The sequence below is a fragment of the Paenarthrobacter sp. NPDC090517 genome, from assembly GCF_044769165.1.
Lineage (GTDB): Bacteria > Actinomycetota > Actinomycetes > Actinomycetales > Micrococcaceae > Arthrobacter.
Genome location: NZ_JBIVXN010000008.1, coordinates 92,069 through 115,691, shown reverse-complemented (window position 1 = coordinate 115,691; position 23,623 = coordinate 92,069). Strand labels below are relative to the sequence as shown.

General features: G+C 61.6%; 22 protein-coding genes. 4 read left to right on the top strand and 18 right to left on the bottom strand.

All coding sequences use genetic code 11. The features are described 5' to 3' along the window. The first annotated feature begins 58 nt into the window (after positions 1-58). Entirely contained in the window at positions 59-1,117 is a 1,059-nt protein-coding gene (locus tag ACIQTW_RS20000) for an FUSC family protein (RefSeq protein ID WP_402940705.1), read from the top strand. A 53-nt stretch (positions 1,118-1,170) separates the two neighbouring features. Here ACIQTW_RS20000 and ACIQTW_RS19995 read toward each other — a convergent pair whose 3' ends face one another. From ACIQTW_RS19995 to ACIQTW_RS19945, 11 genes are all read right to left on the bottom strand, one after another. Then, positions 1,171-1,602 (bottom strand): hypothetical protein, encoded by a 432-nt coding sequence (locus tag ACIQTW_RS19995; RefSeq protein ID WP_402940702.1) that lies wholly within the window; start codon positions 1,600-1,602, stop codon positions 1,171-1,173. 53 nt (positions 1,603-1,655) lie between these two features. Further along, positions 1,656-2,435, bottom strand: a complete 780-nt coding sequence (locus ACIQTW_RS19990) for an SDR family NAD(P)-dependent oxidoreductase (RefSeq protein WP_402940699.1) — start codon at positions 2,433-2,435, stop codon at positions 1,656-1,658. 108 nt (positions 2,436-2,543) lie between these two features. Further along, positions 2,544-4,049: a glycoside hydrolase family 32 protein gene (locus tag ACIQTW_RS19985; RefSeq protein ID WP_402940697.1), complete on the bottom strand. Its 1,506-nt coding sequence runs from the start codon at positions 4,047-4,049 to the stop codon at positions 2,544-2,546. 92 nt (positions 4,050-4,141) lie between these two features. After that, a complete protein-coding gene (locus ACIQTW_RS19980; RefSeq protein WP_402940694.1) occupies positions 4,142-5,749 on the bottom strand; it encodes an ABC transporter substrate-binding protein in 1,608 nt (535 codons plus the stop codon). A gap of 77 nt (positions 5,750-5,826) precedes the next feature. Beyond that, a complete protein-coding gene (locus tag ACIQTW_RS19975; protein ID WP_402940691.1) occupies positions 5,827-6,786 on the bottom strand; it encodes a carbohydrate ABC transporter permease in 960 nt (319 codons plus the stop codon). 7 nt (positions 6,787-6,793) lie between these two features. Then, positions 6,794-7,777: an ABC transporter permease gene (locus ACIQTW_RS19970; RefSeq protein WP_402940688.1), complete on the bottom strand. Its 984-nt coding sequence runs from the start codon at positions 7,775-7,777 to the stop codon at positions 6,794-6,796. Further along, positions 7,774-8,817 (bottom strand): LacI family DNA-binding transcriptional regulator, encoded by a 1,044-nt coding sequence (locus ACIQTW_RS19965; protein WP_402940685.1) that lies wholly within the window; start codon positions 8,815-8,817, stop codon positions 7,774-7,776. Before ACIQTW_RS19965 ends, ACIQTW_RS19970 begins: the two co-directional genes overlap by 4 nt. A gap of 186 nt (positions 8,818-9,003) precedes the next feature. Beyond that, complete coding sequence (locus tag ACIQTW_RS19960; protein WP_402940682.1) at positions 9,004-10,845, bottom strand: IucA/IucC family protein; 1,842 nt, start codon at positions 10,843-10,845, stop codon at positions 9,004-9,006. Then, on the bottom strand, positions 10,842-11,432 hold the full coding sequence (locus ACIQTW_RS19955; protein WP_402940679.1) for a GNAT family N-acetyltransferase: 591 nt from the start codon (positions 11,430-11,432) through the stop codon (positions 10,842-10,844). Before ACIQTW_RS19955 ends, ACIQTW_RS19960 begins: the two co-directional genes overlap by 4 nt. Then, complete coding sequence (locus tag ACIQTW_RS19950) at positions 11,429-12,772, bottom strand: lysine N(6)-hydroxylase/L-ornithine N(5)-oxygenase family protein (RefSeq protein WP_402940676.1); 1,344 nt, start codon at positions 12,770-12,772, stop codon at positions 11,429-11,431. Before ACIQTW_RS19950 ends, ACIQTW_RS19955 begins: the two co-directional genes overlap by 4 nt. Continuing rightward, on the bottom strand, positions 12,769-14,331 hold the full coding sequence (locus ACIQTW_RS19945; protein ID WP_402940673.1) for a pyridoxal phosphate-dependent decarboxylase family protein: 1,563 nt from the start codon (positions 14,329-14,331) through the stop codon (positions 12,769-12,771). The genes ACIQTW_RS19950 and ACIQTW_RS19945 overlap by 4 nt, the downstream gene beginning before the upstream one ends. A gap of 288 nt (positions 14,332-14,619) precedes the next feature. Between ACIQTW_RS19945 and ACIQTW_RS19940 the strand changes: the two genes are divergently transcribed. Continuing rightward, positions 14,620-14,997, top strand: coding sequence for a hypothetical protein (locus ACIQTW_RS19940; protein ID WP_402940671.1), 378 nt, complete (start codon positions 14,620-14,622; stop codon positions 14,995-14,997). Between the two features lie 32 nt (positions 14,998-15,029). Here ACIQTW_RS19940 and ACIQTW_RS19935 read toward each other — a convergent pair whose 3' ends face one another. Beyond that, positions 15,030-15,386, bottom strand: coding sequence for a GNAT family N-acetyltransferase (locus ACIQTW_RS19935; protein ID WP_402940668.1), 357 nt, complete (start codon positions 15,384-15,386; stop codon positions 15,030-15,032). After that, positions 15,383-16,738 (bottom strand): acyltransferase, encoded by a 1,356-nt coding sequence (locus ACIQTW_RS19930; RefSeq protein ID WP_402940666.1) that lies wholly within the window; start codon positions 16,736-16,738, stop codon positions 15,383-15,385. Before ACIQTW_RS19930 ends, ACIQTW_RS19935 begins: the two co-directional genes overlap by 4 nt. A gap of 154 nt (positions 16,739-16,892) precedes the next feature. On the opposite strand from ACIQTW_RS19930, the gene ACIQTW_RS19925 reads away from it, so the two are divergent. Next, on the top strand, positions 16,893-17,312 hold the full coding sequence (locus ACIQTW_RS19925; protein ID WP_402940663.1) for a VOC family protein: 420 nt from the start codon (positions 16,893-16,895) through the stop codon (positions 17,310-17,312). Between the two features lie 24 nt (positions 17,313-17,336). Here ACIQTW_RS19925 and ACIQTW_RS19920 read toward each other — a convergent pair whose 3' ends face one another. From ACIQTW_RS19920 to ACIQTW_RS19900, 5 genes are all read right to left on the bottom strand, one after another. Then, on the bottom strand, positions 17,337-17,729 hold the full coding sequence (locus ACIQTW_RS19920; RefSeq protein WP_402940660.1) for a DUF1304 domain-containing protein: 393 nt from the start codon (positions 17,727-17,729) through the stop codon (positions 17,337-17,339). 50 nt (positions 17,730-17,779) lie between these two features. Beyond that, the gene (locus ACIQTW_RS19915; RefSeq protein WP_402940657.1) at positions 17,780-18,655 is read right to left on the bottom strand and encodes a class II fructose-bisphosphate aldolase; all 876 of its coding nucleotides are present in this window, start codon (positions 18,653-18,655) and stop codon (positions 17,780-17,782) included. Continuing rightward, positions 18,655-20,121, bottom strand: a complete 1,467-nt coding sequence (locus ACIQTW_RS19910; protein ID WP_402940655.1) for a GntP family transporter — start codon at positions 20,119-20,121, stop codon at positions 18,655-18,657. Before ACIQTW_RS19910 ends, ACIQTW_RS19915 begins: the two co-directional genes overlap by 1 nt. Positions 20,122-20,221: 100 nt before the next feature. Then, positions 20,222-21,124 (bottom strand): NAD(P)-dependent oxidoreductase, encoded by a 903-nt coding sequence (locus tag ACIQTW_RS19905; RefSeq protein ID WP_402940652.1) that lies wholly within the window; start codon positions 21,122-21,124, stop codon positions 20,222-20,224. A gap of 26 nt (positions 21,125-21,150) precedes the next feature. Continuing rightward, a complete protein-coding gene (locus tag ACIQTW_RS19900; protein WP_402940649.1) occupies positions 21,151-22,638 on the bottom strand; it encodes a four-carbon acid sugar kinase family protein in 1,488 nt (495 codons plus the stop codon). Between the two features lie 129 nt (positions 22,639-22,767). Between ACIQTW_RS19900 and ACIQTW_RS19895 the strand changes: the two genes are divergently transcribed. After that, positions 22,768-23,571 (top strand): alpha/beta fold hydrolase, encoded by an 804-nt coding sequence (locus tag ACIQTW_RS19895; RefSeq protein ID WP_402940646.1) that lies wholly within the window; start codon positions 22,768-22,770, stop codon positions 23,569-23,571. Positions 23,572-23,623: the final 52 nt, after the last annotated feature.

Genomic DNA, 23,623 nt, shown 5'->3' with positions numbered 1-23,623 from the left:
GGGCCGCGATGATGCTAATTTCCAAAGACAAGCCCTGACCGATTGGTGGTGTTCCCGCATGCCCGCACTCATCTCGCATGCCCGTGAACTCCACCGGATGGGTCCTGCCAACAACGACCACCTCTCGGCTGTACGGGTGGCCCTGAGTGTCGCAGTGCCAGGGTTGTTCCTCATCCTCATCGGCCGTCCGGATCTTATGATGTACGCCGTATTCGGTGCACTAACCGGCATGTACGGCCGCAACGAAACGCATCAGCTCAGACTCAAGCACCAAGCCCAGGCTGCCCTGTTCCTGGTTGGCGGACTCACTATCGGGGTGTTCCTCTCGGTCAACCACATCCAGTCCTGGTGGTTGGTACTCGTGGCAACCTTCTTTGCCGGCACCGGATCCCTGTATGCGGACGCCGTACGACTCAAGCCCGTAGGCCCGTTCTTCGGTATCCTCGCCTTGGGCGCCTGCGCCTCCGTCCCAACCAACGTGCCCTTCACGACGGCGGTACTCATCGGCGTCGGGTCCGCTGGCTTTTCGCTGGTGGTCGGTTTCAGCGGCTGGTTCCGGCGGCGCACATGGGTCGCCGGTGCCGGCCGCGACCTTCCCGTCTTTCGCGGCCCGCAGCGTCAGGCCGCGTTGGTCCATGCTGCACGCTATTCGCTCGCGGTCGGCGTGGCCGGGGCCATCGGGGTGCTGAGCGGCAGCGGCCACCCACATTGGGCCATGGCCGCCGCGGCCGTGCCCCTCGCAGGAGCCGACCTCCCAAGCCGCGTCCACCGAGGTATCCACCGCATCGTGGGGACATTCCTCGGGTTGGGGATCGTCGCCGTCGTGCTTTTCCCCAGTCCGCTATCGCCGCTTCAGTACTTCCCGGGTCAAACCGCAGTGGTACTCGCCGTGCTGGTGGTTCTGTGCCAGTTCCCCACCGAGCTGTTCATGGCACGGCACTACGGGTGGGCCATGGTGTTCTTCACGCCGGTGATACTGCTGATTGCCCAACTCGCTGCCCCCATGGATCCAGGGGTGCTGGTCATGGAGCGCGCCATCGAGACATTTGTGGGGGCCGTGGTTGGGATCGCGGTGGCGGTGCTGGTGCGGGCCCCGAGGGGCCGGGTCAGTTCGTAGCCGGGTCAGTTCGTAGCCGGTTCAGTTCGTAGCTGTTTCAGTTCGCAACTGTTTCAGTTCGTAACGACGAGGATGTTCGGGTGGATTTTCGTCAAGCCACTCGACTCAAGCTCCTGGGTGTCATAGTCGTCGGCAACCAAAACAGCAGATTTCTGGTCGGGACCACTGATCCTCAGCATCTCCCCCTGAATAGAGTCAGTGCAGCCGCTATGAGAGAGCGTTGGGTCCGCATTTTCTACGACGAGGCATGACGGACGGCCCTGTTTGCCCTGTCCCAAGTAGTACTTCTTCCCGTTCGCTTCAGCGACCAACAGCACCTTTTCCAGTTCGAATTGCTCGAGTTTCAGGCCCGTCGGCGGAGTGTCGGTCTCCGTCGCCTCTCGCTCCAGCGCTTTGAAGCCCGTGTTGCTCGTTCCGGTGCAGCCGCTCAGCAGCACTCCGCTGACAACCATGGCCACAATGAATGCCCAGGATTTGTTCCTCACAGCACTGCCCCCTCAGGCTCGAATGAACTGTCATAGTAACCCGGACCTCAGATTTACGGTTCGAGCGGCCGCCGGGGTGGGCCGGAAGTCAGCTTCGCCGGCAGGATACGTGCAAAGAAACTGACCACTTTGTACCGCCGCGTAGGGATGGAGACACCCTTGCCCTTGGCGTTGTCCTCCAACCCTTCGCGCACTACACGCTCGGCTGTGAGCCACAAGAACCGGGGAGCAACGGTTTTGTCCATGCCCATACGGTCGTGGAATTCGGTGTGGGTGAAACCTGGGCAAACCGCGGTGACCTGTACGCCGGATTTCGCGTAGGTGATGTTGGCCCACCGACTGAATGTCACTTGCCATGCTTTGGCGGCGGAGTAGGTACCCCTGTTGGCGAACGCTGCCACGCTGGCGACGTTGATGATCCGCCCCTTGCCGCGTGCCAGCATGACTTCAAGTGCAGCGTGGCTCAATTCCATGGGTGTCTGGACGTGGAGCCTCAGGTGGCGACGTTCCTCGTCCAAGTCATTCCGTTCGAACGACTTCAACAGCCCGATGCCCGCGTTGTTGACCAGGACATCCACAGGCCGTGCAGCGTCACTCAAGCGGTCAGCCACTGCCGAGACGCCGACGTCGGTGGTTAAGTCTGCGGAAAGAACCTCCGCCGAGATACTGAAGTCGCGTTCGAGTTCCTCGGCCTTTTCTTTAAGGCGCTCTTCATCGCGGGCCACCAGAACCAGGTGGTGCCCGGCTTCGGCGAGCTGGCGGGCGAATTCTGCACCGAGCCCGGCGGTAGCGCCGGTAACCAAGGCGGTGAGATCGTTGGCTCGAGTGGTCATGCGCCTAGACTAGCCCCTCCCCTTTGCCCGCGCCGAGGTGACAGTTAATACCCATGTCTGCGAGCAGGATTGGTGTTAACTGCCACCTCGGCGCAAAGGGTGTGTGGTCTACGCGTACTGCGTGATGTGCAGGGTGTTTATCGCAGCTGAGCCACCCACTGCGTAGACGGAAACGTCGTTGCTGCTCGGTGACGGGAAAATTAGTTCGGTCATAGTGACTTGACCGCCCTGGGCGAATACTTCCACGGAGCAGTGGTCCACGAAGATGGTGAGGCGGTAGTGCCCGTCCGCCGCGCGGATGGGTGCGGTGTCGATGGATGCGAAGGCTTCATGGAAGTCTGTATGCCCTGATTCGCGACGATCGACTACGAGGGTCCCTTCTGCAGGCCGGACGCCTATGCGGGTTCCTAGCGCACCTTCGCCGCGGACTACGAGCCCGAATTCTTCGGCAGTTCCCGGCGTGAGGGTGACGTCGATGCGTTGAACGGCGCCTGCTGCGCCCCTCAGGATGTGCTGCCCCTCAGCGATCTCGACTTCGGCGAGGGTGAACGAGGGGTTCAGTTCCGGGTGCAAGGCAAGGTCTCCTGCCACCTGCTGCACCAGCCGCCAGCTTCCATCGAGGCGTTGGAGGGATACTTCGCGGACCAGTGACATGGGGCTTCGCCATGACGCTGTGGGGAGTTCGTGGACGTACTGCCAGTTGTTCATCCACGCGATCATCAGGCGTCGGCCTTGCGGTGCGTCGCTGAAGGACACGGCGGCGTAGTAGTCGCGGCCCCAATCCAGCCACTGGTAGTCACCCAACCGCTCAGGGTCCTGAAGGCCTTCAGTCACTGTCGTGGCTGAAGTGAAGGTGGCGCCGTCAAAATCACCTACGAAGTACTGCCCGGCCGAGCCGCCATTTGGACCGCCCGGGTTCAGGTTGACCGTGAGCACCCATTTGACGTCTTCGGGGTCACCGCCGACCGCCATGGGAAACAGGTCCGGGCATTCCCAGATACCCCCTGTCGCGTTCGCGGGACCGAAGGTGCTCAGGTACTCCCAGTTCTTGAGATCCAGTGACTTATATAGGAGGACTTGGAAGTCCTGCGCTTCGACGGCTACTAACACCCAATAGTCACCGGCCGGGCCGGAATAGCGGAACACTTTAGGGTCGCGGAAATCAGCTGAACGACGATTCAGGACGGGATTCTCCGCGTATTTGGTCCAGGTGTATCCACCGTCGAGGCTGTAGGCCAGTGACTGAGCTTGGACGCCTTCGAGCGCGGAGGCGGGTTTGTAGGCGCTGGTGTAGATGGCTACCAGGGGTGCTGTTCCGTCCTTGCCGAAGCCGCTGGTGTTCTGCGGGTCGAAGACGATGCTGCCGGAGAAGATGTCTTCCTGCTCGTCACAGGCGATGGCGACGGGATGGTTAGTCCAGCTCACGAGGTCGGTGGACGTAGCGTGGCCCCAGGACAGGTTGGCGTGCTCGCTGCCGAACGGGTTGTTCTGGTAGTAGAGGTGGTAGACGCCGTCATGGAAGATGAGGCCGTTGGGGTCGTTAATCCAGGTGTTCCTTGTTGCAAAGTGCAGGGCCGGGCGGAAGGTATCGGTGGTCGTGGCTGCGGCAGTCATGAAGGACGAGTCTCGTTTCTGAGTGGAGGGGGTTCAGGCCCCGGGACGAGGCAGGCCGGTGGGTCAGCTCCGGCCTGCCCCGGTGTTAGCAGTTAGGAGTTCTTCTTGAAGCGGTCGTAGGCGGCTTGGTAGACCTCGATCATCTTGTCGACGCCAACGTTCTTGAGCTGGGTGACGTAGCCGTCCCATTCTTGGTCGATGCCGCCGGACACGATCCACTTGGCAGTGTTCTGCTTGACCAGTGAAGTGACGTCTGCCTGGATGGTGCCGATCTGCTGGAGCTCTTCGTTGGAAAGTGCAACGGGCGGGTAGCCGTCGTTGCCCGCAAAGGGCTTGTAGTTTTCAGTGACCGTCTTTTGGCGGGCCGCGGCGCGTGGTTCGGGGGCGACGACGGACGTGAAGTTCTCGGCGGTGTTTGCCTTCGGTCCGCCCGGGGCAACCTTTTGGCGGCGTTCGCCTTCGCTGGTTCCGGCCGGTGCCGGGATTTGGGTCAGGATGCCGCTGGCGTCCTTCTGGAGGGTTTCACCGATGGGTCCCCAGTTGGCTTGGGCGGACTGGATGGGATCGTAGAGGTTGTCTGCCCAGCGCATGGTCGCTGCCGGGTATTTGTTGGCCCGGGTGATGGCGAACGCTCCGCGGGCGATTTCCTGGTTGTTGGATTGGCTGGCGATTCGTTTGCCGTCGACGCCTTCAAGGACGGGCACCAGGGCGTAGTCGCCGGCGCGGTCCGCGCCTACCATTTCGGGAATTTCCCACCAGACAAATGAGCCGAGGTTTTCCGTGGCGGCCTTGCCCTTGGCCAGATAGGCTTTGTCGTCCTGGGAGAAGGACTCAGGATCGATCAGGCCCTCCTTGTACCACTCGTGGAGGGTTTGGATGGCCTTCTTGTAGCCATCCTGGGTGGCCGTGAAGATGACTTTGTCGTCCTGGACGATGCGGTGGTCCATGTTGTCCGGGGTTCCGCCGAGGGCAGCGATCAGGTCCACGATGTCGCCGCACCATGAGCCGGGCATGAAGCTCAGGGGGATGGTTTTGCCTGTGCCGGAGGCATCCTGGGCTTTGAAAGCCACCAAGGCGTCGTGGAACTCATCGATGGTCTTGGGCATGGGGATGTTGAGCTTCTTGAGCCAGGAGGTGTTGATGGCCAGTTCATTGGGGAACTGCACCAGGCCGAGCTCTTCCACGGACGGCAGGGAGTAGATGTGTCCGTCTGAAGAGGTGATCGCTGCCTTGATGTCCGCGCGCTCGGAGAGGAGTTTGGACAGGTTCGGCGCGTTTTTCTCGATCAGTCCTTCCAGAGGGATCAAGGTGCCGCTGGCGGAGTAGGTGGCGATTTCGGCATCCGTCAGGCCTGTGTTGAAGAACGCGTCCGGCAGGTCGCCACTGGCCAGGATCAGGTTCTTCTTTTCCTGGAAGACCGTCTCGGGAAGGTTTTCCCACTCGATGTGGACGTTGGTGGCCTTTTCCCATTCCTTGACGACGGTCATGGTGTTGTAGTCGGGGGCCAGGGCCGCTTTCGTTCCTGAGAACTTCAAGGTCAGCTGCTTGCTGACAATGGGGAAGCCTTTTTCTTGAAAGCCGAAGTCTGCGGAGGCATCTTTGATCTCCGTGGTGCCTGAGTTGGAGCCGGAGCAGGCGGTGAACGTCAACGTTCCGGCCAGCACGGCGCCAAGGACGGCGAGTTTGCGGCTGATTGCCATGGTCATTTCCTGTTCTGAGTGTGATCGGGTGCGGTCCAGAGGCGAATGCTTTGGACCGTTTTCTTTGGGGTGAGCGATTATTTGACGGCGCCGATCATGGCGCCCTTGGTGAAGTGCTTCTGCATGAATGGCAGGGCAATCATGAGTGGCAGGCTCGAGACGACGATCATGGCGTACTTGGTGAGCTCTGCGATCCTTTGCGCTGCCGCATAGGATTCGATGTCCCCGCCGGTTGTTCCGGTGGAGGAGACGTCTGACTGGATCAGGATGTTCCGCAGGACGAGCTGCAGCGGGTATTTGGTGTCGTCGTTGAGGAAGATCAGGGCGTCGAAGAACGAGTTCCAATGGGCCACCACGTGCACCATGATCATCAGCATGATCAATGGCTTGGATAGTGGCAGGACCATGTTGAAGAAGAACTTGAAGTCCGTTGCCCCGTCCATCTGGGCGGCCTCGCGCAGTTCGTTGGGGATGGTGTGCTCGAAGAAGGACCTGGCGATGATCAGGTTCCAGACGCCCACGGCACCCGGCAGGACCACGGCCCAGATGGTGTCCAGCATGCCCAGGTCCCGGACCACCAGGTACTTGGTGATGAGTCCGCCGTCGAAGAACATGGTGATCACGAACAGGAGCATCAGGATCTTGCGGCCCGGCATGTCCTTCCTGGACAGCGCGTAGGCGCCACACAGGATGGTGGTAACGCTGATGGCGGTTCCCAGCACGGTGTACAGGAGGGTGTTGCCGAGTCCGTTCCAGATCCTGCTGTCGGCGAAGATCCGTTCGTAGCCTTCGGTGGTAACTCCGGATGGGAACAGCCAGACTTTCCCTTCGTAGACGGCATTGGGGTCGCTGATGGAGGCGATGACAATGAAGTAGAGGGGGTAGACCACGGCAAGGATGGACAACAGCAGCACTGCCGCGGCGGCGACGTTGAAGATGCGATCGCCGTATTTGTCGCGCAGAGTCTGGTGACGGCGGCCCGGGTTGGGAGCGCTGTTGGCCTGGTGGATGGTTGAGGGTTCGGTTGTCAGGGACATTTCGGCATCACCACAGGGTCGCTTGGTTGGCCCGGCGTGCGATCGTGTTGAAGACGAGCAACAGCGCAAGGTTGAGGAGGGAGTTGAAGAGGCCAATGGCGGCCGAGTAGCTGAACTGCGCTTGCTGCAAACCAGCGTGGTAGACGTAGGTCTGGATGATCTCTGATGTGGACAGGTTCAACGGTGTCTGCATCAGCAATGCCTTTTCGAAGCCCACGTTCAGCAGGTTGCCGATAGCCAGGATGAAAAGGATGGTCACCACCGGCATGATGCCCGGCAGGTCGATGTGGCGGATGCGCTGGAGCTTTGACGCGCCATCCACCTTCGCGGCGTCGTGAAGTGCGGGGTCGATCGCGGCCAACGCGGCGAGGTAGACGATCATGGAGAACCCCGCGTTCTGCCAGACATCCGAGATGACGTACACCGGCCGGAACCACTCAGCCGAGCCCATGAAGAAGATCGGCTCGCCTCCGGTGAGTTGGATGGCGTTGTTTACCAGCCCTGACCTCGGCGAGAGGATCACGAACATGATTCCCACCACCACAACGGTGGAGATGAACGCCGGCGAGTAGAGCACCGTTTGGGTGAACTTTTTGAATCTCTCGCTCTGGAGCTGGTTGACCAGCAGCGCCAGAATGATGGGGATGGGGAAGGCCACTAAGAGGCCCAGGACCGCGATCCATAGCGTGTTTCCCACCACTTGGCCGAACTGGTAGGAGTTCACGAACCGGACGAAGTGGTCCAGCCCCACCCAGGGGCTGTCAGTGAAACCATCCACCGGGTTGTAGTTCTTGAAAGCTATCTGCACGCCGTACATCGGCCAGTACTTGAAGACCAAGATGTACAGCAGCGCTGGCGTTAGTAATACGTATAACTGCCAGGCCCGAAAAATGCGCCGAAGGCGGAGCGAAGCAGAAATTTTTCGTTGCGGAAGTTGCGGCACCGGTGCCGCAGACGGACGCCCGCGTTTCGCCGGCATAGTGCGGCTCATGGCATCTCCTTAGGGTGTGTAACTGACTTTCGTTCAATAAGGGGGCATTCCATGAGCTCCACCCGACCATCGGGCTCGGCGCCTTGGAGGATAAGATCAACCGCGCGCCTGCCCATGGCAATAAAGGGCAATTCGAAGGTTGTCAGCCCTGGACGAAGATGGGGAGCGACGATGGCTTGGTTATCAAAACCCACAATCGAGACGTCATCAGGAATCGAAAGCCGAAGATCGGCTACCGCTTGATAAGCCCCCCATGCCGTCCGGTCATTGGCGCAGAAGATCGCCGTAGGTTGCTCCGGGGCAGTCATCAATTCCATTGCATACTTGTAACCGTCATCCTCGCCGCCCCTGCCGAAGCGCACCAGCGCGGGGTCCACGTCCAGTCCAGCCTCTGCAAGGGCTGCCGTATAGCCCTCGTAACGGCCCACCGCGGCAGGAAGGCCGCTTTCGAGCAATTCGATGTTGATCATCCCCACGCGGGTGTGCCCGGCATTAAGCAAGTGGCGGGTGGCTGAATAGCCGCCGTTCACCTCGTCGGGTGCCACACTGGGGAGCTGCCCGGCCCGATCCTGGGAGTTCAGCACCACCGAGGGAACACCAGCAAGAGCCTTGGGCACCTCCAGCAGCCGGTGATACATGGAGCCATAAACGACGCCTGCCACATTGTAGGAAAGCATGGCGTCAAGGGAAGCGGCCTCAAGGTCCTTGTCTCCGCCGGTGTTCATGGTCAGCAGGAGGAGCCCATCCTCCCAGGCGCGCTCTTGGGCCCCTTCGATGATTGCCCCGGCAAAGGGGGAAGTCGCCACAGAGTCGCCAATGAACCCGACCATACCGGCCAACCCATCGCGGAGCATCTTTGCGTGGGCGTTCGTGCGGTAACCGAGTTGCGCGACGGCATCTTTGACCTTGCGTCGGGTCTCGTCGGAAAACCGCGACCCGCCCGCTGAGTTCAGCACCAGGGAGACAGTGGCTTGCGAAACACCGGCAGCAGCAGCAACATCGTGCATGGTCGGCTTGGAATGCGGCTTCGACTTAGCCATGGGGCACCTCCTTGGGCCGTATCAGCGTATTGGTTATTCGTATTAGTTATTCGTATAACGTGGACAAATGTATCCGGCGTCACGTCGGAGTGTCAAGAGTTAGGGAGCACTCGCTCCGCCGAGGTGACAGTTAATACCCATGTCTGCGAGCAGGATTGGTGTTAACTGCCACCTCGGCGGAGTAAATCAGGCGAACTTGGCCAAGGGGTTCGCCAAACGGCCCGCCATCTGGAGCCCACCAGAGGGATCCGAGATGTCGAGCATTTGCTGGTTGTTCCGGAGCTGCAGGCGGTTGAGGCAGGAGAGCTCGAAGTCCGCTGCGAACAGGTCGTGCATCGCGAACTGGTCCGCCAACTCCGGGTGGCGCTGCTGGTATTCCCGCAGCACTGCGGCGGCAGTTCCCCAGAACTCGTCCTCGCGCAACGTGCCGTCCTCCACAAGGATTGCGCCCAGGAAGCGGAAGATGCAGTCGAACACGTCGGTAAAGATGGCCAGGACCATTTCCTCGGCAGGGATCTCAGCCTTGACACGGGAGACCTCCTCCGGGAGTTCCAGCCGGTCCCCCATGACCACGATTTCCTCCGCGATGTCCTTCATGATGGCGCGGACGGGCACTCCATCCTCAAGGATCAGGATGACGTTCTCGCCGTGCGGCATGAAAGCGAGCTCGTACTCGTAGAGGCAGTGGACCAGCGGCACAAGGTAGGCCTCGAAGTAGCGGCGAAGCCACTCAGTGGGGGCCAGGCCCGACCGCTGAATCAGGGCGGACACCACCGATTCTCCCGAGGAGTCCACGTGCAGCAAAGACGCCATGGTGGCCAGCTGCTGCCCCTCCGTGAGCAACGGTAGCGGGCTTTCCCTCCACAGGGCCGAGAGCATCTTTCGGTACGGGGACCCCTTGGCCGAAGCAGCCTCGTAATAGTGATTGTGGTAGCCGATGGCCGCGGTTTCACGGATCATGGCCAAGCCCCGATCCTGGAGCTCCTGGTCATTGCCGATCAGTTCCTGCAGCCAGTCATTGATGGCCGGTGTTGCCTTCATGTACTGCGGGGACAGACCGCGCATGAAGCCCATGTTCAAAACGGACATGGCCGTCTTGACGTAGGCCTTTTCCGGGTAGTCGGTGTTGAAGAACGTACGGATCGACTGCTGTGCCTGGTACGAATCTTCCCCCGTGCCAAGGTTCACGATGTGGCGCTGGGCGATTTCTGCCGCGAACGTCACCGTGAGCTTGTTGTCCCACTGCCACGGATGGACGGGCATGAGGAGGTAGTCCTCCGGATCCAGGCCGGATGAGGACAGTTCCGCGTTGAACCAAGCAAGAGTCGCGGGCCCAAGTTCGGCCTCGAAGTGCGTCCGGTAGTCCAACCTTGCACTGGAGGTGAATACTGCCTTGCTGCGGTGCACAGCGATCCACTGCAGCTTCACGGCTGCGCCGGTTTCCGGTGCAAATGCATGGTAGTCGGCGATCCCGAACCCAAGCCGGCCGTTGTTGGCCACGAAGCACGGGTGGCCCTCGGTCATGCTGTGCTCAATGGCTTGGAAATCAGCGGCGCGGTCAGCGCCGCCGGTGATGCCCGCAGCCAATTGGGCCGAGCTGAACGGCTTGCCCTGCTTATAGGCGTGGCTGGCCAGCGTGCTGCTGATTTCCTCAAGGTATACAGGCAGCATTTCCTGGCGGATGGCCAGTGCCTCATGGAACTCGGCAATGAAGTCCAAGGCATCCACAGGGAGCTCTTCACCATCCCGCAACCGAACGATGGATTCCGCGGATACGGACCAGTGCTCCAGTTGCAGCAGCCGGGCGCGGAAGCGGTATTCAGTAGCAGCGTCATCGCTCACTACCTTGTACAGTCCCACGCCGGCACCCTCCTCGCGGATCAGCTCCGGGACCAGGATTCGCTCGTGCGAGAACTCGGCGATCGCCTTGCGGACCAGGTGCCGGTTGGCGATGGCCCAGCGCTCCGGGGTCAGATGGGACACGGAATCAACGGCGGTGATAGTCGCGTTGTCGGCAGTTGTTGTCACAGGGATTCTCCTCTGGTCGCCGCGGCAGGCGCGGCCAGAATCGGGGTCAGGGTCGCCAGGAAATCCTCGCGGGTGCAGAAGCTGAGCAGCCCCTGCTTGTGGTCTTCGGCAGGGTCGACGGCGGGAAGGGTCACCACTCCGTGCGGGCGGAAGCCCACTTTCTCGTTCAGGACATGGATCTTGTGGTTGCGGGCGTCCGGCTCGACGACGACACGCTGGGTTGCCGGGTCATCGAAGAGTTCCGTCATGACGGACTGCATAACGGCGGTGGTGAAGCCCGGTTGCGGGGCGCCGCTGGGTGGTGACACCAAGAGATGCATGCCCACGTCACCTGGCTGAACCTCGTAGACGTCCGCCAACGGCGACGACTCCGGTCGGTACCGCTCCATCAGGAAGGCGGGGACGCCGTCGTCGAGCCCCAGGAACGCTTGGTGATGGCCGGATTCAGCGATCTTGGAGTATTCCTCCACAACGTCCTGCTCGGTGGCCGAAACCATTCCCCAGAACCGCGCATATTCTTGGCTGACCCAGCTGTGGAGGATAGGTGCGTCCGCCACGGGATCAACCAGCCGGAACGTGAAGCTCATACGGTGGCTCCAGCGGTTTCGGGGACGGCAGCAGTCACGGGAGCGGGAGCACCGAACTGCTGGAATGCGATGCTGCGCTCGATCGGGTAGACCTCGCGGCCGGTGATTTCGCGGAGGATGCAGGAGTTGCGGTAGGCGGCCATGCCAAGGTCCGGCGTGACGAAACCATGGGTGTGCAGTTCGGCGTTTTGGACGAAGATTTCGCCCGGTTCCACGCCGGTGCCGTAGTTCCGCTCAACGTCAAAGCGGCCCTTGGCGTCACGACGGATCCGGTCCTGGATGCCTGCCAGGAAGGCGGGCTCCTTGTACGTGTAGCCGGTGGCGAGGACCACGGCTTCGGACTCCAAGGTGTAGCCCTGCCCGTGTTCCTCGTGGTGCAACCGGAGTGTATGGGTGCCGGTGGTGGCATCCCACTCTGCAGCGGTGAGCGATGAGTGCGTATGCAACTGGGTGTCCACCATGCCGGAGAGGCTCTTGGTGTAAAGGAGGTCGTAGATGTCGTCGATCAGGTCCGAGTTGATGCCCTTGTACAGGTTCTTCTGGCTCTTGATCAGCGAATCCCGCTGCTCGCCCGGGAGCGAGTGGAAGTAGTCAACGTACTCCGGCGACGTCATCTCAAGAGTGAGCTTGGTGTACTCCAAGGGGAAGAACCGGCCCGAACGCGTGACCCAGTTGAGCTGGTAACCGTAGACATCGATCTCCTGCAGCAACTCGTAGTAGAGCTCCGCAGCGCTCTGGCCACTGCCCACAATAGTGATGCTGCGCTTGGACTGCAGCTCACTCTTCCTCGACAGGTAGTCGGCGTTGTGGAGGACAAGTCCTCCGGCGTCCACTATTCCTGCACAGGATTCCGGGACATACGGGGAGGTACCGGTGCCCAGGACAAGCTTGCGGGCGCGAAGCACCTCAGCTCCTTCCGGCCCCTGGACCGAAAGCCGGTACACGCCGTCGTCGTAGGTCACATCCAGCACATCCGTGCTAAAACGAACAGACTCAAGCTGGCCGGCCACCCACTGGCAATATTGGTTGTACTCGGCACGCAGCGGGTAGAAGTTCTCGCGGATATAGAAACGGTACAAGCGCCCGGTCTGCTTCAGGAAGTTCAAGAACGAGAACGGCGACGTCGGGTCGGCGAGCGTCACGAGGTCCGCCATGAACGGGACCTGCAGGTGCGCCGGCTCCAACATCATGCCGGGGTGCCAGTCGAAGGACTCGCGGCGGTCCAGGAAAACGCAGTCGAGGTTTTCCACGGGCTCGCTCAACGCGGCCAAGCCCAGGTTGAAAGGCCCGACGCCGATGCCTGCGACGTCGTAAATCTTGCCGTTGTCCTGGGTGCTCACGCTGCGGCCTCCGTGGTGTTCGCCAACAGGTTGTCGCCCGTCCGGCGGATAAGTTCGATGATTTCCTGGATGTCCCTCAGGCTCGCCTCGGCGTTGAGGAGGGTGAATTTGAGGTAGTGGCGGCCAGCCACTTTGGTGCCGGCAACAACGGCCTGGCCGGAAGCGAAGATCGCGGCGCGGATAGCTGGGTTGAGAACGTCTGCAGCATCTTCATCGAGGGCTGCACCGTCAACCACTGGGCGGTAACGGAAAACCAAGGTGCTCAGCTGGGGTGCTGCAGCGAGTTCGAAGTCAACATCGTCAGCCAGCGAGGTTCCCACCCGGGCGGCGAGGTCGATCGCTTCGTCGAAGAGTGCGCCGATGGCGTCGGCACCCATGATGCGGAGGGTCAGCCACAGCTTCAGGGCGTCGAAGCGGCGGGTGGTCTGGATGCTCTTGTCCACTTGATTGGGGATTTCTGCCTTCGCCGCGCTCTCAGGATTCAGGTAGTCCGCGTAGTAGGTGACGTGGCCCATCATGGAGCCGTTGCGGACAAGGACTGCGCTGGAGCTGACAGGCTGGAAGAAGGTCTTGTGGAAGTCGACCGTGACGGAGTCCGCAAGGTGGATCCCGTTCAGGAGGTGACGGTGCCTGCCGGAAACGATGAGCCCTCCACCGTAGGCGCCGTCCACGTGCAGCCACGAATCGTAGGCGCGAACCAACGCTGCCATTTCGGACAAAGGGTCAACCGAACCGAAGTCCGTAGTCCCGGCAGTTGCGACAACCGCCATCGGCACCAGCCCGGCGTCGTGGGCTTCCGCCAAGGCAGTAGCAAGCGCGGTGGGGTCCATGCGGTGGTCTTGGGTGGTAGGCACTGCGATGACGGCATCGAAGCCCAGCCCCAGCATGGAAGCAGACTTCTGGATGCTGAAGTGGCTATCCACGGACGTAAAAATCCGGAGCCGGTCGAGCAGGTGCGGCAGGCGCGCATCCCCATTCGCGGCCCGCAGCTTGGCGACGGCATGATTCCGGGCAATCAGCAGGGCTTGGAAGTTGGACTGGCTTCCACCGGACGTGAACACACCGTCAGCGTCTTCCGTGAAACCGATCCGCTCGGCCGTCCAATCGATGAGGCGGCGCTCGATCATGGTGGCACCGGCGCTCTGGTCCCAGGTGTCCATGGAGGAATTCACTGCCGAGAGCACGGCTTCGCCAACCAGAGCCGGAATGACAACCGGGCAGTTGAGGTGCGCCGCGTAGCGGGAATCGTGGAAGTAGACGGCGTCCTTGAGGTAGAGCTCCTCGAGCTCTTCCAGCGCCGCAGCCGTGTCCGGCAGCGGGCGTTCAAGGTCCACCGCACCAACCTTGGCCTTCAGTTCTGCATGCCCGACGCCGGTGAACGGCTGGGCGGTCCGCTGAACTTTGGTTGAGACCGCATTGACCCCCTGGAGAACCTGAGCGACGTAACTGGGTGAATTTCGTGCGTTGAACAGCTGGTTTGTGGCAGCGAGGGCCAGTTCCACTTTGGAGCCAAAATCCTGCTCCTGAGCGATCCGCTCTTCGACACTAGGTGACGTCACGTCAGCTTCCTTCCATTGCGTTGGGGCCGCTTGTTAGCAAGGTAAGCCTTACTTAGGTAATCCTTTGCGTCAAACTTTTGTGATGTATTTCGCTGAGAAGACGGTTTCTCGCGACTGTGCCGCCCGTAAGTACGTCATTGACTTTTCTTCGGACCACTTTGGGTGCAGAATATGGCACTATTTTTGGGTCCGAAGGCTTCGCTGGGCCGTGTGTGCACGACCTGCTGCCTTCCGATCTCCAAGGGGTAGAGTGCTAGGACTATCCGCTGCCCACGGTTGGGGGACCATATGAAGGACCACGCCCACGAACGAATCGGCTTCCGCGAAATCGACGAGCATGGCAACGCCCAGCCCGCCGTCAGCCCCCACGTGCCGGAGACCGCGGGCGCGGAACGCAAGCGCATCCAGCTCAACCCATTCATCATTGCCTTGTGGGTCTTGGACGCCGGCTTGGCATGGTTTGGATTATGGGCTTTAACTACGGCGGCCAGCGCGATAGTGAGCACTGCCCAAGCTCAGTCCCCCGAGTCAGCCCAGACAGCCCAAATTAACTTCATCATGCTCTCCAACGCACCCTATGCAATCCTGGCTGCGTTGCTGATCACTGCCGCTCTGCTCTTGTGGCATGCAGTGCAATGGCAAAGAAAGCGGTCCCCGCTTCCTTAGCGAACCGGCTTCCCAGGGAAGCGGGCATCAAGTTACTCGTTCTTCGGTTCCCCCACCGGCTTCTCGGCGGGCCAGTCGACGTCCTGCTCGTAGCCCTCGTGCTTCTTCAAGTACGCGGCGATGTACGGGCAGTGCGGGATGATGCGCTTTCCGGAGGCCACCACATCATCCAACGCAAAGTGCGCCAGGACTTTTGCAAGGCCTTGGCCGTTGAACCCTGGTTTCGTCTCAGTGTGAATGAAATCAATATGACCGGGCTTGTCCATGAACTGGGAAATCACGGCCAGCTCGCCGTCCACATGCAGCTCATAGCGGTGAAATTTGTCGTTGCGCACCGTGGTGACGCCAGCTCGGAACGACTCTGCCAGTGAATCCGTGTACTCGGTCATGTTTCGAGATTGGCACGTAAATCCGGGTCTGGCAACGTGCGCCAGCGCCCCCCGCGCAATTCAGCGCCTTCCTGTGCGGGCAGCGTCAGCACCGGCGTCGGAACCCTGCCAAGCAAAAGGACCGAAAGGGCAAAGCACGCCGCTCCCCCACCCAACAGGGCAAGGGTCAATCCGTTGAAGGCGGCGTCCGCCAGCGGGACCAAAACCACGACGGCGGCGGTCACCACTGCGGTACGCGACGGTCCCCGCGCGTGGCTGGCCGCCGTCGGGCGGTTCTCCAATCGACCAAAAATCCATACCACTGGGGCCAGCAGGGTTAGTACAGCGAAGAAGACCGGGATCCGCGCCCACCACCACTCTGCGCTCCCGGCCAATGGCTTGGGCACATCGGTGAGCAACAGTAACCCGGACATGCCCACCAGCAGTGGGAGGTGCCACAGATAGACGGTCATGGATCGCCGTCCCGCTACAGCAATAACTACCTGGACCCAACGGAGGTCCGCGATCCACCGAATGCCCTTGTGGAGCAGTTGAAGCGTCGCCGCCTGGGAAACGCCCAAGAGAAGCAGGCAAAAATTGGGCGGATTCAGGTTTACCACCATGTTCCCCGGGTACACGGCCACGCCGGTCACCAGTCCCAGCAGAAGGTTGCTGGAAATCATGGCACCAAGAAGCCAGCTGCGACTACGTTTCTCGAAGAATCCGTCGGCCATGAGGAATCCAAGCTGCTGGACAGCGCACCACACGAAGATCATGTTTGCGAACGCCAGGACGGGGACGGCGCCGCGAAGGGAATCCACCGTGATGATCAGTGCCACCAGCACAGCGAAAGTCAGCAGCGGCAGCCGTTCGTGAAGCCGGGCCATGAACGGGATACTGAGTTGGGCCGTGAGGTAGGCAGCCAGGAACCACAGTGGCATTGCGGCCCCGGCAGTCATCAACTGGATGACTTGCGGGTGGACGCCAAGCAGCAGTGCCACCCATAGCCCTCCCCACATGACGGCCAGTACAGCCATGGCCGGGCGGATCAGGCGCAGGAGCCGTAGCTGGGCGAAGTCGAAACCGGTGCCGCCGTGTGACTTCAGGCGCCGCCACGATTGCAATCCGGTCACGCCGCCCAGGACGAAGAACAGCGGCACAATCATGAGCCCCCATGCCACAGGGGTGAACCAGCTTTGCTCCATGAGCACATTCAGGGTGGTGACAGTGCCATCCTTGTGCAGGACGGGGCTGACCATCATGCAGTGTGCCGCGACGACCAGGAGCAGGCAGATGAAGCGGACGAGGTCGATCGCCGGGTCCCGTTGCACAGCCGTTGCCGGGCCGGCGGGAGGATGCGCGTCCATCTCCATGGTTCTCCCTACAATGGCACGCCGCTGCGTGCTTACTCCATTGTCCGCCCGCGCAAGGGCTTGGACCAGCAGGCAGGGCGGACGACCCAGCCGTTATCCACAAACTCGAAATTGGCTCTGGACGAGTTGGGGAATCACCGGCAGGATCAGAGGCATGACTACGTCGATTTTCGTGAACCTGCCCGTCAGCGACCTGGAGGCCTCCAAGGCCTTTTACACATCCCTTGGCTACTCCATAAACCCGAACTTCACCGACGAGACCGCTGCCTGCGTGGTCTTCAGCGACACCATCTATGCAATGCTCCTGACCCACGCCAAGTTCAGCGAGTTCACCAAGCAGCCCATCGCGGACACGCAAAATTCGACGGCGGCCATCGTCGCCATTTCAGCCGACAGCCGTGAGGACGTGGATGCCGTGGCTGCCAAGGCACTCGCAGCCGGTGGTTCCGAAACTTACGACGCCATGGACATGGGATTCATGTATAGCCGCGCGTTCCGCGATCTGGACGGCCACCACTGGGAAGTTGTTTGGATGGACGAGACCGCGGCCCAGGATGGTCCGCCGGAATCCTAGGTCCTTGGCCTAACCCAACCTGGCTTAGCCCAGCGTTACTGCAAGCACGCCAAGCACGACGGCGAGAAGCGGCGTGGTGCCTTGGAGGGTAGCTGCGCGGAGGTACTTCTTGCCGCTTGCTGCGAGCACGAGGGCCGCCAAAAGCATGGAACCGCAACTGCTGAAGACAAGGGTCCAGCCCACTTGGGGTGCACCCATAGCCACTGCGACAATGCCGACCAGTGCGCCGATGGCCAGGAACAAGTTGTAGAAACCCTGGTTGTATGCGAGCGGTTTAGTGGTTTCCGCGTCAGCCTGGGAGGTGATGCTGAATGTCTTCCAGGTTTTTGGTTTTGTCCAAGTAATGGACTCCATGGTGAAGATGTAGACGTGGAGCAGGGCAGCAATCGTCGCGAATATCAGGGAGGCCAGGATCATGTTTTGATCCTAGCCTCCCTGGTTGCCGGCCTTGGTTGCCGCGCTGCTCGTCAGACGCTGAGCAACTCGAGTGTGGCGCCCGCAAAAGCTGCAGCCGAGCCATTCCATCGGGCCAACAATCCCTGCAGGTTCTCGCCGTCGGCCCGGTGGGCTGCAGTTTCCGACTCCAGCGTCGCCAGGATGCCGGTCCGCAGCTCCGTGTTGAAGTTCACCTTTCCAACGCGCATTGAGGGAGCCTTCGCCAACTCGTCGGCCGGAATGCCGGAGGCTCCGTGAAGCACCAGCGGCGCCTCGGTCTGCGCAGCGACTTCTTGCAGTACGTCCCAACGGATGTTGGGGTCGCCCTTGTACTTCCCATGTACGTTACCCACCGCGACAGCCAGTAGCTGGGCTCCCGTGCGCTTCACAAAGTCGGCCACCTGTGCCGGGTTGGTGAGTCCCGCGACGGACGTTCCGGCGTCGTGCGCTGGACCTTCGGCACTGAACGCCCTGTCCTCATCGCCCGCTAGGCCGCCCAACTCCGCCTCAATCACGACGTCGTTACGTCCTTGGGCGTTTAGCGCCGCACGGACTTCACGGACAAGGGCGATGTTGTCCTCGTAGGGCAATGATGAACCGTCAGCGAGGACCGCATCCGCACCGGCTGTCACGGATTCCAGGATGACCTGGATGTCCGAGGCGTGGTCCAACTGGACCGAGACGGGGATGCTGGCGTCGTCGGCGAGTCCACGAAGGGCCGCGATGAGGCGCAACCCATTAGGCGTGGACGCGGTCTTCGGAGCGACGAGCAGGATCACGCCGAGCCCTGCTTTTTCGGCCGCGCCAACCACAGCCAGGGCGGTGGTGAAGTCGTAACAGGTGAACGCCGGAACAGCCGAGCCGGAGCCCAGGGCAGAGTTGACCATATGGTCGAGTTTGCCGCGCATCAGTGGGCCAAACCTCCCACCAGGATCCAGGCAACGTAAGTCAACGCGAAGCCGGCCAAGCCCAGGATGGTGGTGAGAACGGTCCAGGTCTTAAGGCCATCTGACACGGTGAGGCCGTAATAGCGGACAACGGTCCAGAACCCGGCGTCGGTTACGTGGGACAAGCCCAGTGAACCGAAGCCAATGGCAATGACGATTACCGCGATCTGGGCTGGCGTGTACCCGCCCTCCATCACAGCGGAAGTGAGCAGGCCGGTTGTGGTCACGATGGCGACAGTGGCAGATCCCTGGGCGGCGCGCAGTGCCAAGGAGATGATGAAGCCGAGCACGATGACCGGCAGCCCGAGGCTATCCAGGGTGTGGGACAGAGCTGCGCCGATTCCGGATGCCCGGAGGACTTCACCGAACACACCGCCAGCGGCCACCACCATGAGGATGGAAGCGATGGGAGGAAGTGCGCCTTCGAAGATCTCACCCGTTTCCTTGAGGGACCAGTTGCGGCGGACGGCCAGCAGGAAGAAGGACAGAGCCACAGCCACCAGGAGTGCGAAGAACGGGTTCCCGATGAACGCAGCCACACCGTACCAGTAGTTGTCCTTGGGGAGGGTCAGCGTTCCCACGGTGCCAAGGAGGATCTGGACGATGGGGGCGGCGATAAGGAACATGATCAGGCCAGGCCGCGGAGGAGCGATGGCGTGGGCACCGGGGCCGTCATGGCCAACGTGGACCAGTGATTCGGAACCGAACTCGTCCACTTGCTGCTTGACGCCTGGAAGCAATTCGTACTCTTTGCGGTTCATGATGCTGGCAACCCAGTAGGACAGGAAGCCAAGCGGCACGCAGATGATCAGTGAGATCAGGGTGATGAGTCCAATGTCCGCACCGAACACGCCGGCGCCGGCAACGATGCCCGGGTGCGGCGGGACGGCCACGTGAATGGACAGCATGATGCCGGCCATGGGCAGGCCGAACTTGATCGGGTGTACGTTAGCGATCTTCGCGAACGCATAAACAATGGGAACGAGGACGATCACGCCCACCTCGAAGAACACGGGGATCGCCACGAGGAAGCCGACGGCCGTCAGTGCAATGGCAACGCGTTTGGCGCCGAGCTTCTCAGTGAAGTGGGTGGCCAGCGACTGCACGCCGCCGGAAACTTCAATCATGCGGCCGAGGATGGCGCCAAGGGCGATCAGCAGTGCGACCTTGCCCATGGTGCTGCCAACGCCCGTGGTCACAACAGTGAAGATGTCCTTGAGCGGAATCTGCGCGGCGACGCCCACGAGGATGCTGACGGCAAGCAGCGCAACAAAAGCCTGGATTTTGAAGCGAATGATCAGCACAAGCAACAGGGCGATGCCCGCTGCGGCGATGGTCAGCAGCAGGGGTGTTCCCAGCTCCACTGCGGGCTTGATAGCGGGGGCGTCAGCCGCCTGAACCATCAAAGAGTTAACGAGGGGATTCATTGGGGGTGTCTCCTTTGACATACCAGTCTAGAGAAGACCGGCGGGAGGTGGCGGCGACGGCGAAGGGGGGATCGCCGTCGTCGCGCGTTCTGAGGGGTGCTTAGGCCGTGCGCTTTGCGGGCGCTACAACCTTGATGACGGCGGAGTCGTCGGCGGCGGCGAGGCCCTGGGCCTGACCGAGAAGGTAAAGCTGTTCTGCAGCGGCGGCAACGGGTGCGGCAAGACCGGCGGCCCGGGTTGCCTTACCCACGATGCCCATGTCCTTGACGAAGATGTCCAAGCGGCTGAGTACCTCGGCGCCCTCTTCGGAGTAGGCCTCGAGGATGCGCGGGCCGCGGTTTGAAAGCATGAAGGAACCTGCGGCTCCGGCTTCCAGGGCGGCGAGGGTCTTGGCCTGATCGAGTCCGAGGGCGTCGGCAAGGGCCATCGCCTCGGCAGCCGCGGCGATGTGGACACCGCAGAGGAGCTGATTGACGGTCTTGAGGGCCTGTCCATCGCCGGGCTTGTCGCCCACGATGCTCAGGGTGGAGGCCAGCAGTTCCAAGGCAGGACGGGCCTTTTCCAGTGCCTCCGGCTCAGCACCGACAACGATCAGCAGGTCGCCTTCGCCGGCACGCTTCGGGCCGCCGGAGAGCGGCGCATCCACCAGGGCTACACCGTATTCCGCAAGCTTTTCCACCGTGGCGGGGATGGCTTCGGTGCCAACTGTGCTGCCGAGGATCACGACGGCGCCCGGCTTCAGTACAGAAGCCACGCCATTCTCGCCGAAGAGGACGTCGTTAAGCTGTTCGCCGTTACGGACGGCCAGGAGCAGCGCGTCCGCGCCATCCGATGCCTCGCGGGCAGAAGCAAAGGTCTTGATGCCGGCTGCTGCGGCGAGCTCCAGTCGGGGCTCGGCGATGTCGAAGCCGTGGACAGTCAGCTCGGACGCGAGCCGGGTTGCCATGGGCAGGCCCATGGCGCCGAGGCCCAGGACGGTGACTGTGTAGTTGCTGCTGGTCATGGTGTTCTCCATTGAATTTCGGGGTTCTAGAAAGTGGCGCTGAGCTTGCGGGTGACTTCAGTCAGGGATTGGTCGTCGCCCACGTTTCCGGCAAACACGATGTACGGGATGCCCTTCGCGGGACCGTCCACGGGCTCCCACAGCGAAACAATGCCCGGCAGCATGGGGCCGCGGACGATCGCGTGACGAATCTCCAGTCCGTGCGCGGCGACGTCCGACGACGTGATGCCGCCCTTGGCGATGACAAACCGTGGCGGGAAGGTCTTCAACGTCCGGTTCACGACTGCGACGACGGCGGCCGAGACGGTGCGGGCGATCTTCAGGCTCGCTGCGGCGTCGTCTGTCTTGATGAGCAGGCGGCTGGTGTGGACGATGACGTCGCCCTTGTGAAGTGCGTCGACGACGTCGGACACGACAGTTGCGATGTAGGCATCGGCCTCGGCCGTCAGCAGCTGCTCGACGTCGATCTCGACGGTCCGTGCAGAGCTGTGTTCCGCGGTCAGCGAGTTGAGCTGGCGCGTGGTGACGCCGACGTGGGAGCCGACCACGATCAGGCCCCCTCCTGTGGAGGGGGTGTTGCCTGCATAGGCCTCTTCTGAGGTCAACGCGGTCCGGATCTCCTGGCCGATGCGACCCCTCACAAAGGGTGGGCCCACTCGGTAGAGAAGCTTCTTGCCACGGCGCTCGGCTTCTTCGAGACCCAGGGCCAAGGCGCGGAAATCATTCTCGGTAACAATGTCTGCCACGATCGGTGTGGAGTTGGTGGCGGACTCAAGGGCGTCGGCGATGGCCTTCGCTGAGATGGTGGGATCCTGGGCGGACGCTCCGGCTCGGATGATGTTGAGGTCAAGCACGATCACATCGCCGGCAGGGAACCGTCCCTGCGACTTCTCCTCCACGTACTTGGCCATCTCGGAGTTCTTAAAGCCGAAGCTGGCGTCCTTGGCGAATTCCGTCTCGGCCACGGGGGTGAGTGTGCCTGCTGCTTCTCCGGTGCCCCGCATGTAGTGCACGCCGCCGATGGTGACGCGGCCGGCGTCGGGGAATGCCGGGACGATCACCACGCCGTCGGTAGCTTCATCGGTCTCGGCTGCCACGGTGGCTGCAATGACGTCGGGCTCCAGCGGGTAGTGGCCGCGAAGGGTGGAGTCGCTGCGGCTGACAAAACCGAGCCTCACATTCCCTGCTGCCGCTGCCAGGGCGTTGCGGACGATTTCCTCGTTGCGGGCTGCAGCTTCGGCCGGGTCCAGGCTGCGGGTGTTGGTGAGGACGTAGACGGCGGGCTTGGTCTGGTTCTGCCGGATGTGGGTGAAGGCCCACGTGAAGTCTGCGACGTCCCACCGGGTCAGCACAGCGAGATCCGCAACGGACTGCGTTCCCGTGGGGTCGTCGTCGAGGACTACCAAGACGCGGGGAGATGTTGCCGAGGACGCCGCAACAGCGTCGGCAACCAACTGAGCAGGAATCTGAACTTCCGCCGGGAAAGCGGCCAGAACGTCGGCTTCAAGGGTCACTGTGCACTCCATCGTGGGAAATCTCTGTAGCGGTTTGGTGAATGTAAGATGTCAGACATCTAACATTTGAATTAGTGTGACACACGGCTCTACACTGCGCAAGGTGCTGCGCATCACTAGGCTGGGGGCATGGCTGACCGTGTTGTTGCGCTCCCGTTCGTCAACGTCCTCACGCCTACCGTCTCCGCAGGTGAAGCGGCTCCCGTGGCACTGATCCACGGATGGGCCTCCAGCTCCGTGTACTGGGAACCTCTTGCGAAAAAACTGCTCGACGCCGGCCGGACGGTCTGGATTTTCGACCTCCCCGGCTACCACCCAGGTGAAGAACTACCGCCGGACTTCGCGTGGACGCTGGGCTCGGTGGCCAGTTCGGTTGCGACAGCCATTGAAGACAGGAGCAGCGGACCGGTGCACCTGGTGGGGCATTCCATGGGAGGCAGTGTTTCATTGACACTTGCTGCAGCCCGCCCCGAACTAGTGGCCACCATAACTTTGGTGGGCATGGCCCCCGTGCCGCAGAATCAGGGATTCAAAAAGCTGTTGAGCTCGCAACTGGATCAGGGATTTTTCGATTCTGAGACCATAGCAAAGCTCATGGATGCTTGGTATGGAGAACTGTCCGCAGCAGACATGGCGCGGCTCAGCACAGGATTTGATGCGCCGTTCCCGATTCTGTCCGCAAGCGCTTTGGCGGCCATGACCGGCGTCGAACCTTCAGTGCCCGGGCGCGTCCACGCGCCACTGCTGGTGATAGCCGGCACCGATGACCGGGTGCGGCCTATGGAGCAAATACGCGCGTTCGTAGCCGAAAGTCCGCATCGGCAGCTAAGTGCCATCCCCGGCGCCGGCCACAACGTCCACTGGGAACAGCCGGAAAAATGCGCTGCGGCACTAACTGGGTTTTGGGAAACAAGCCGGACACTGCCAGCGTAAGATGTCTGACAACCGCCCGTCCGAGGGAAATGCGCAAGGAGCCGGGCGGTCT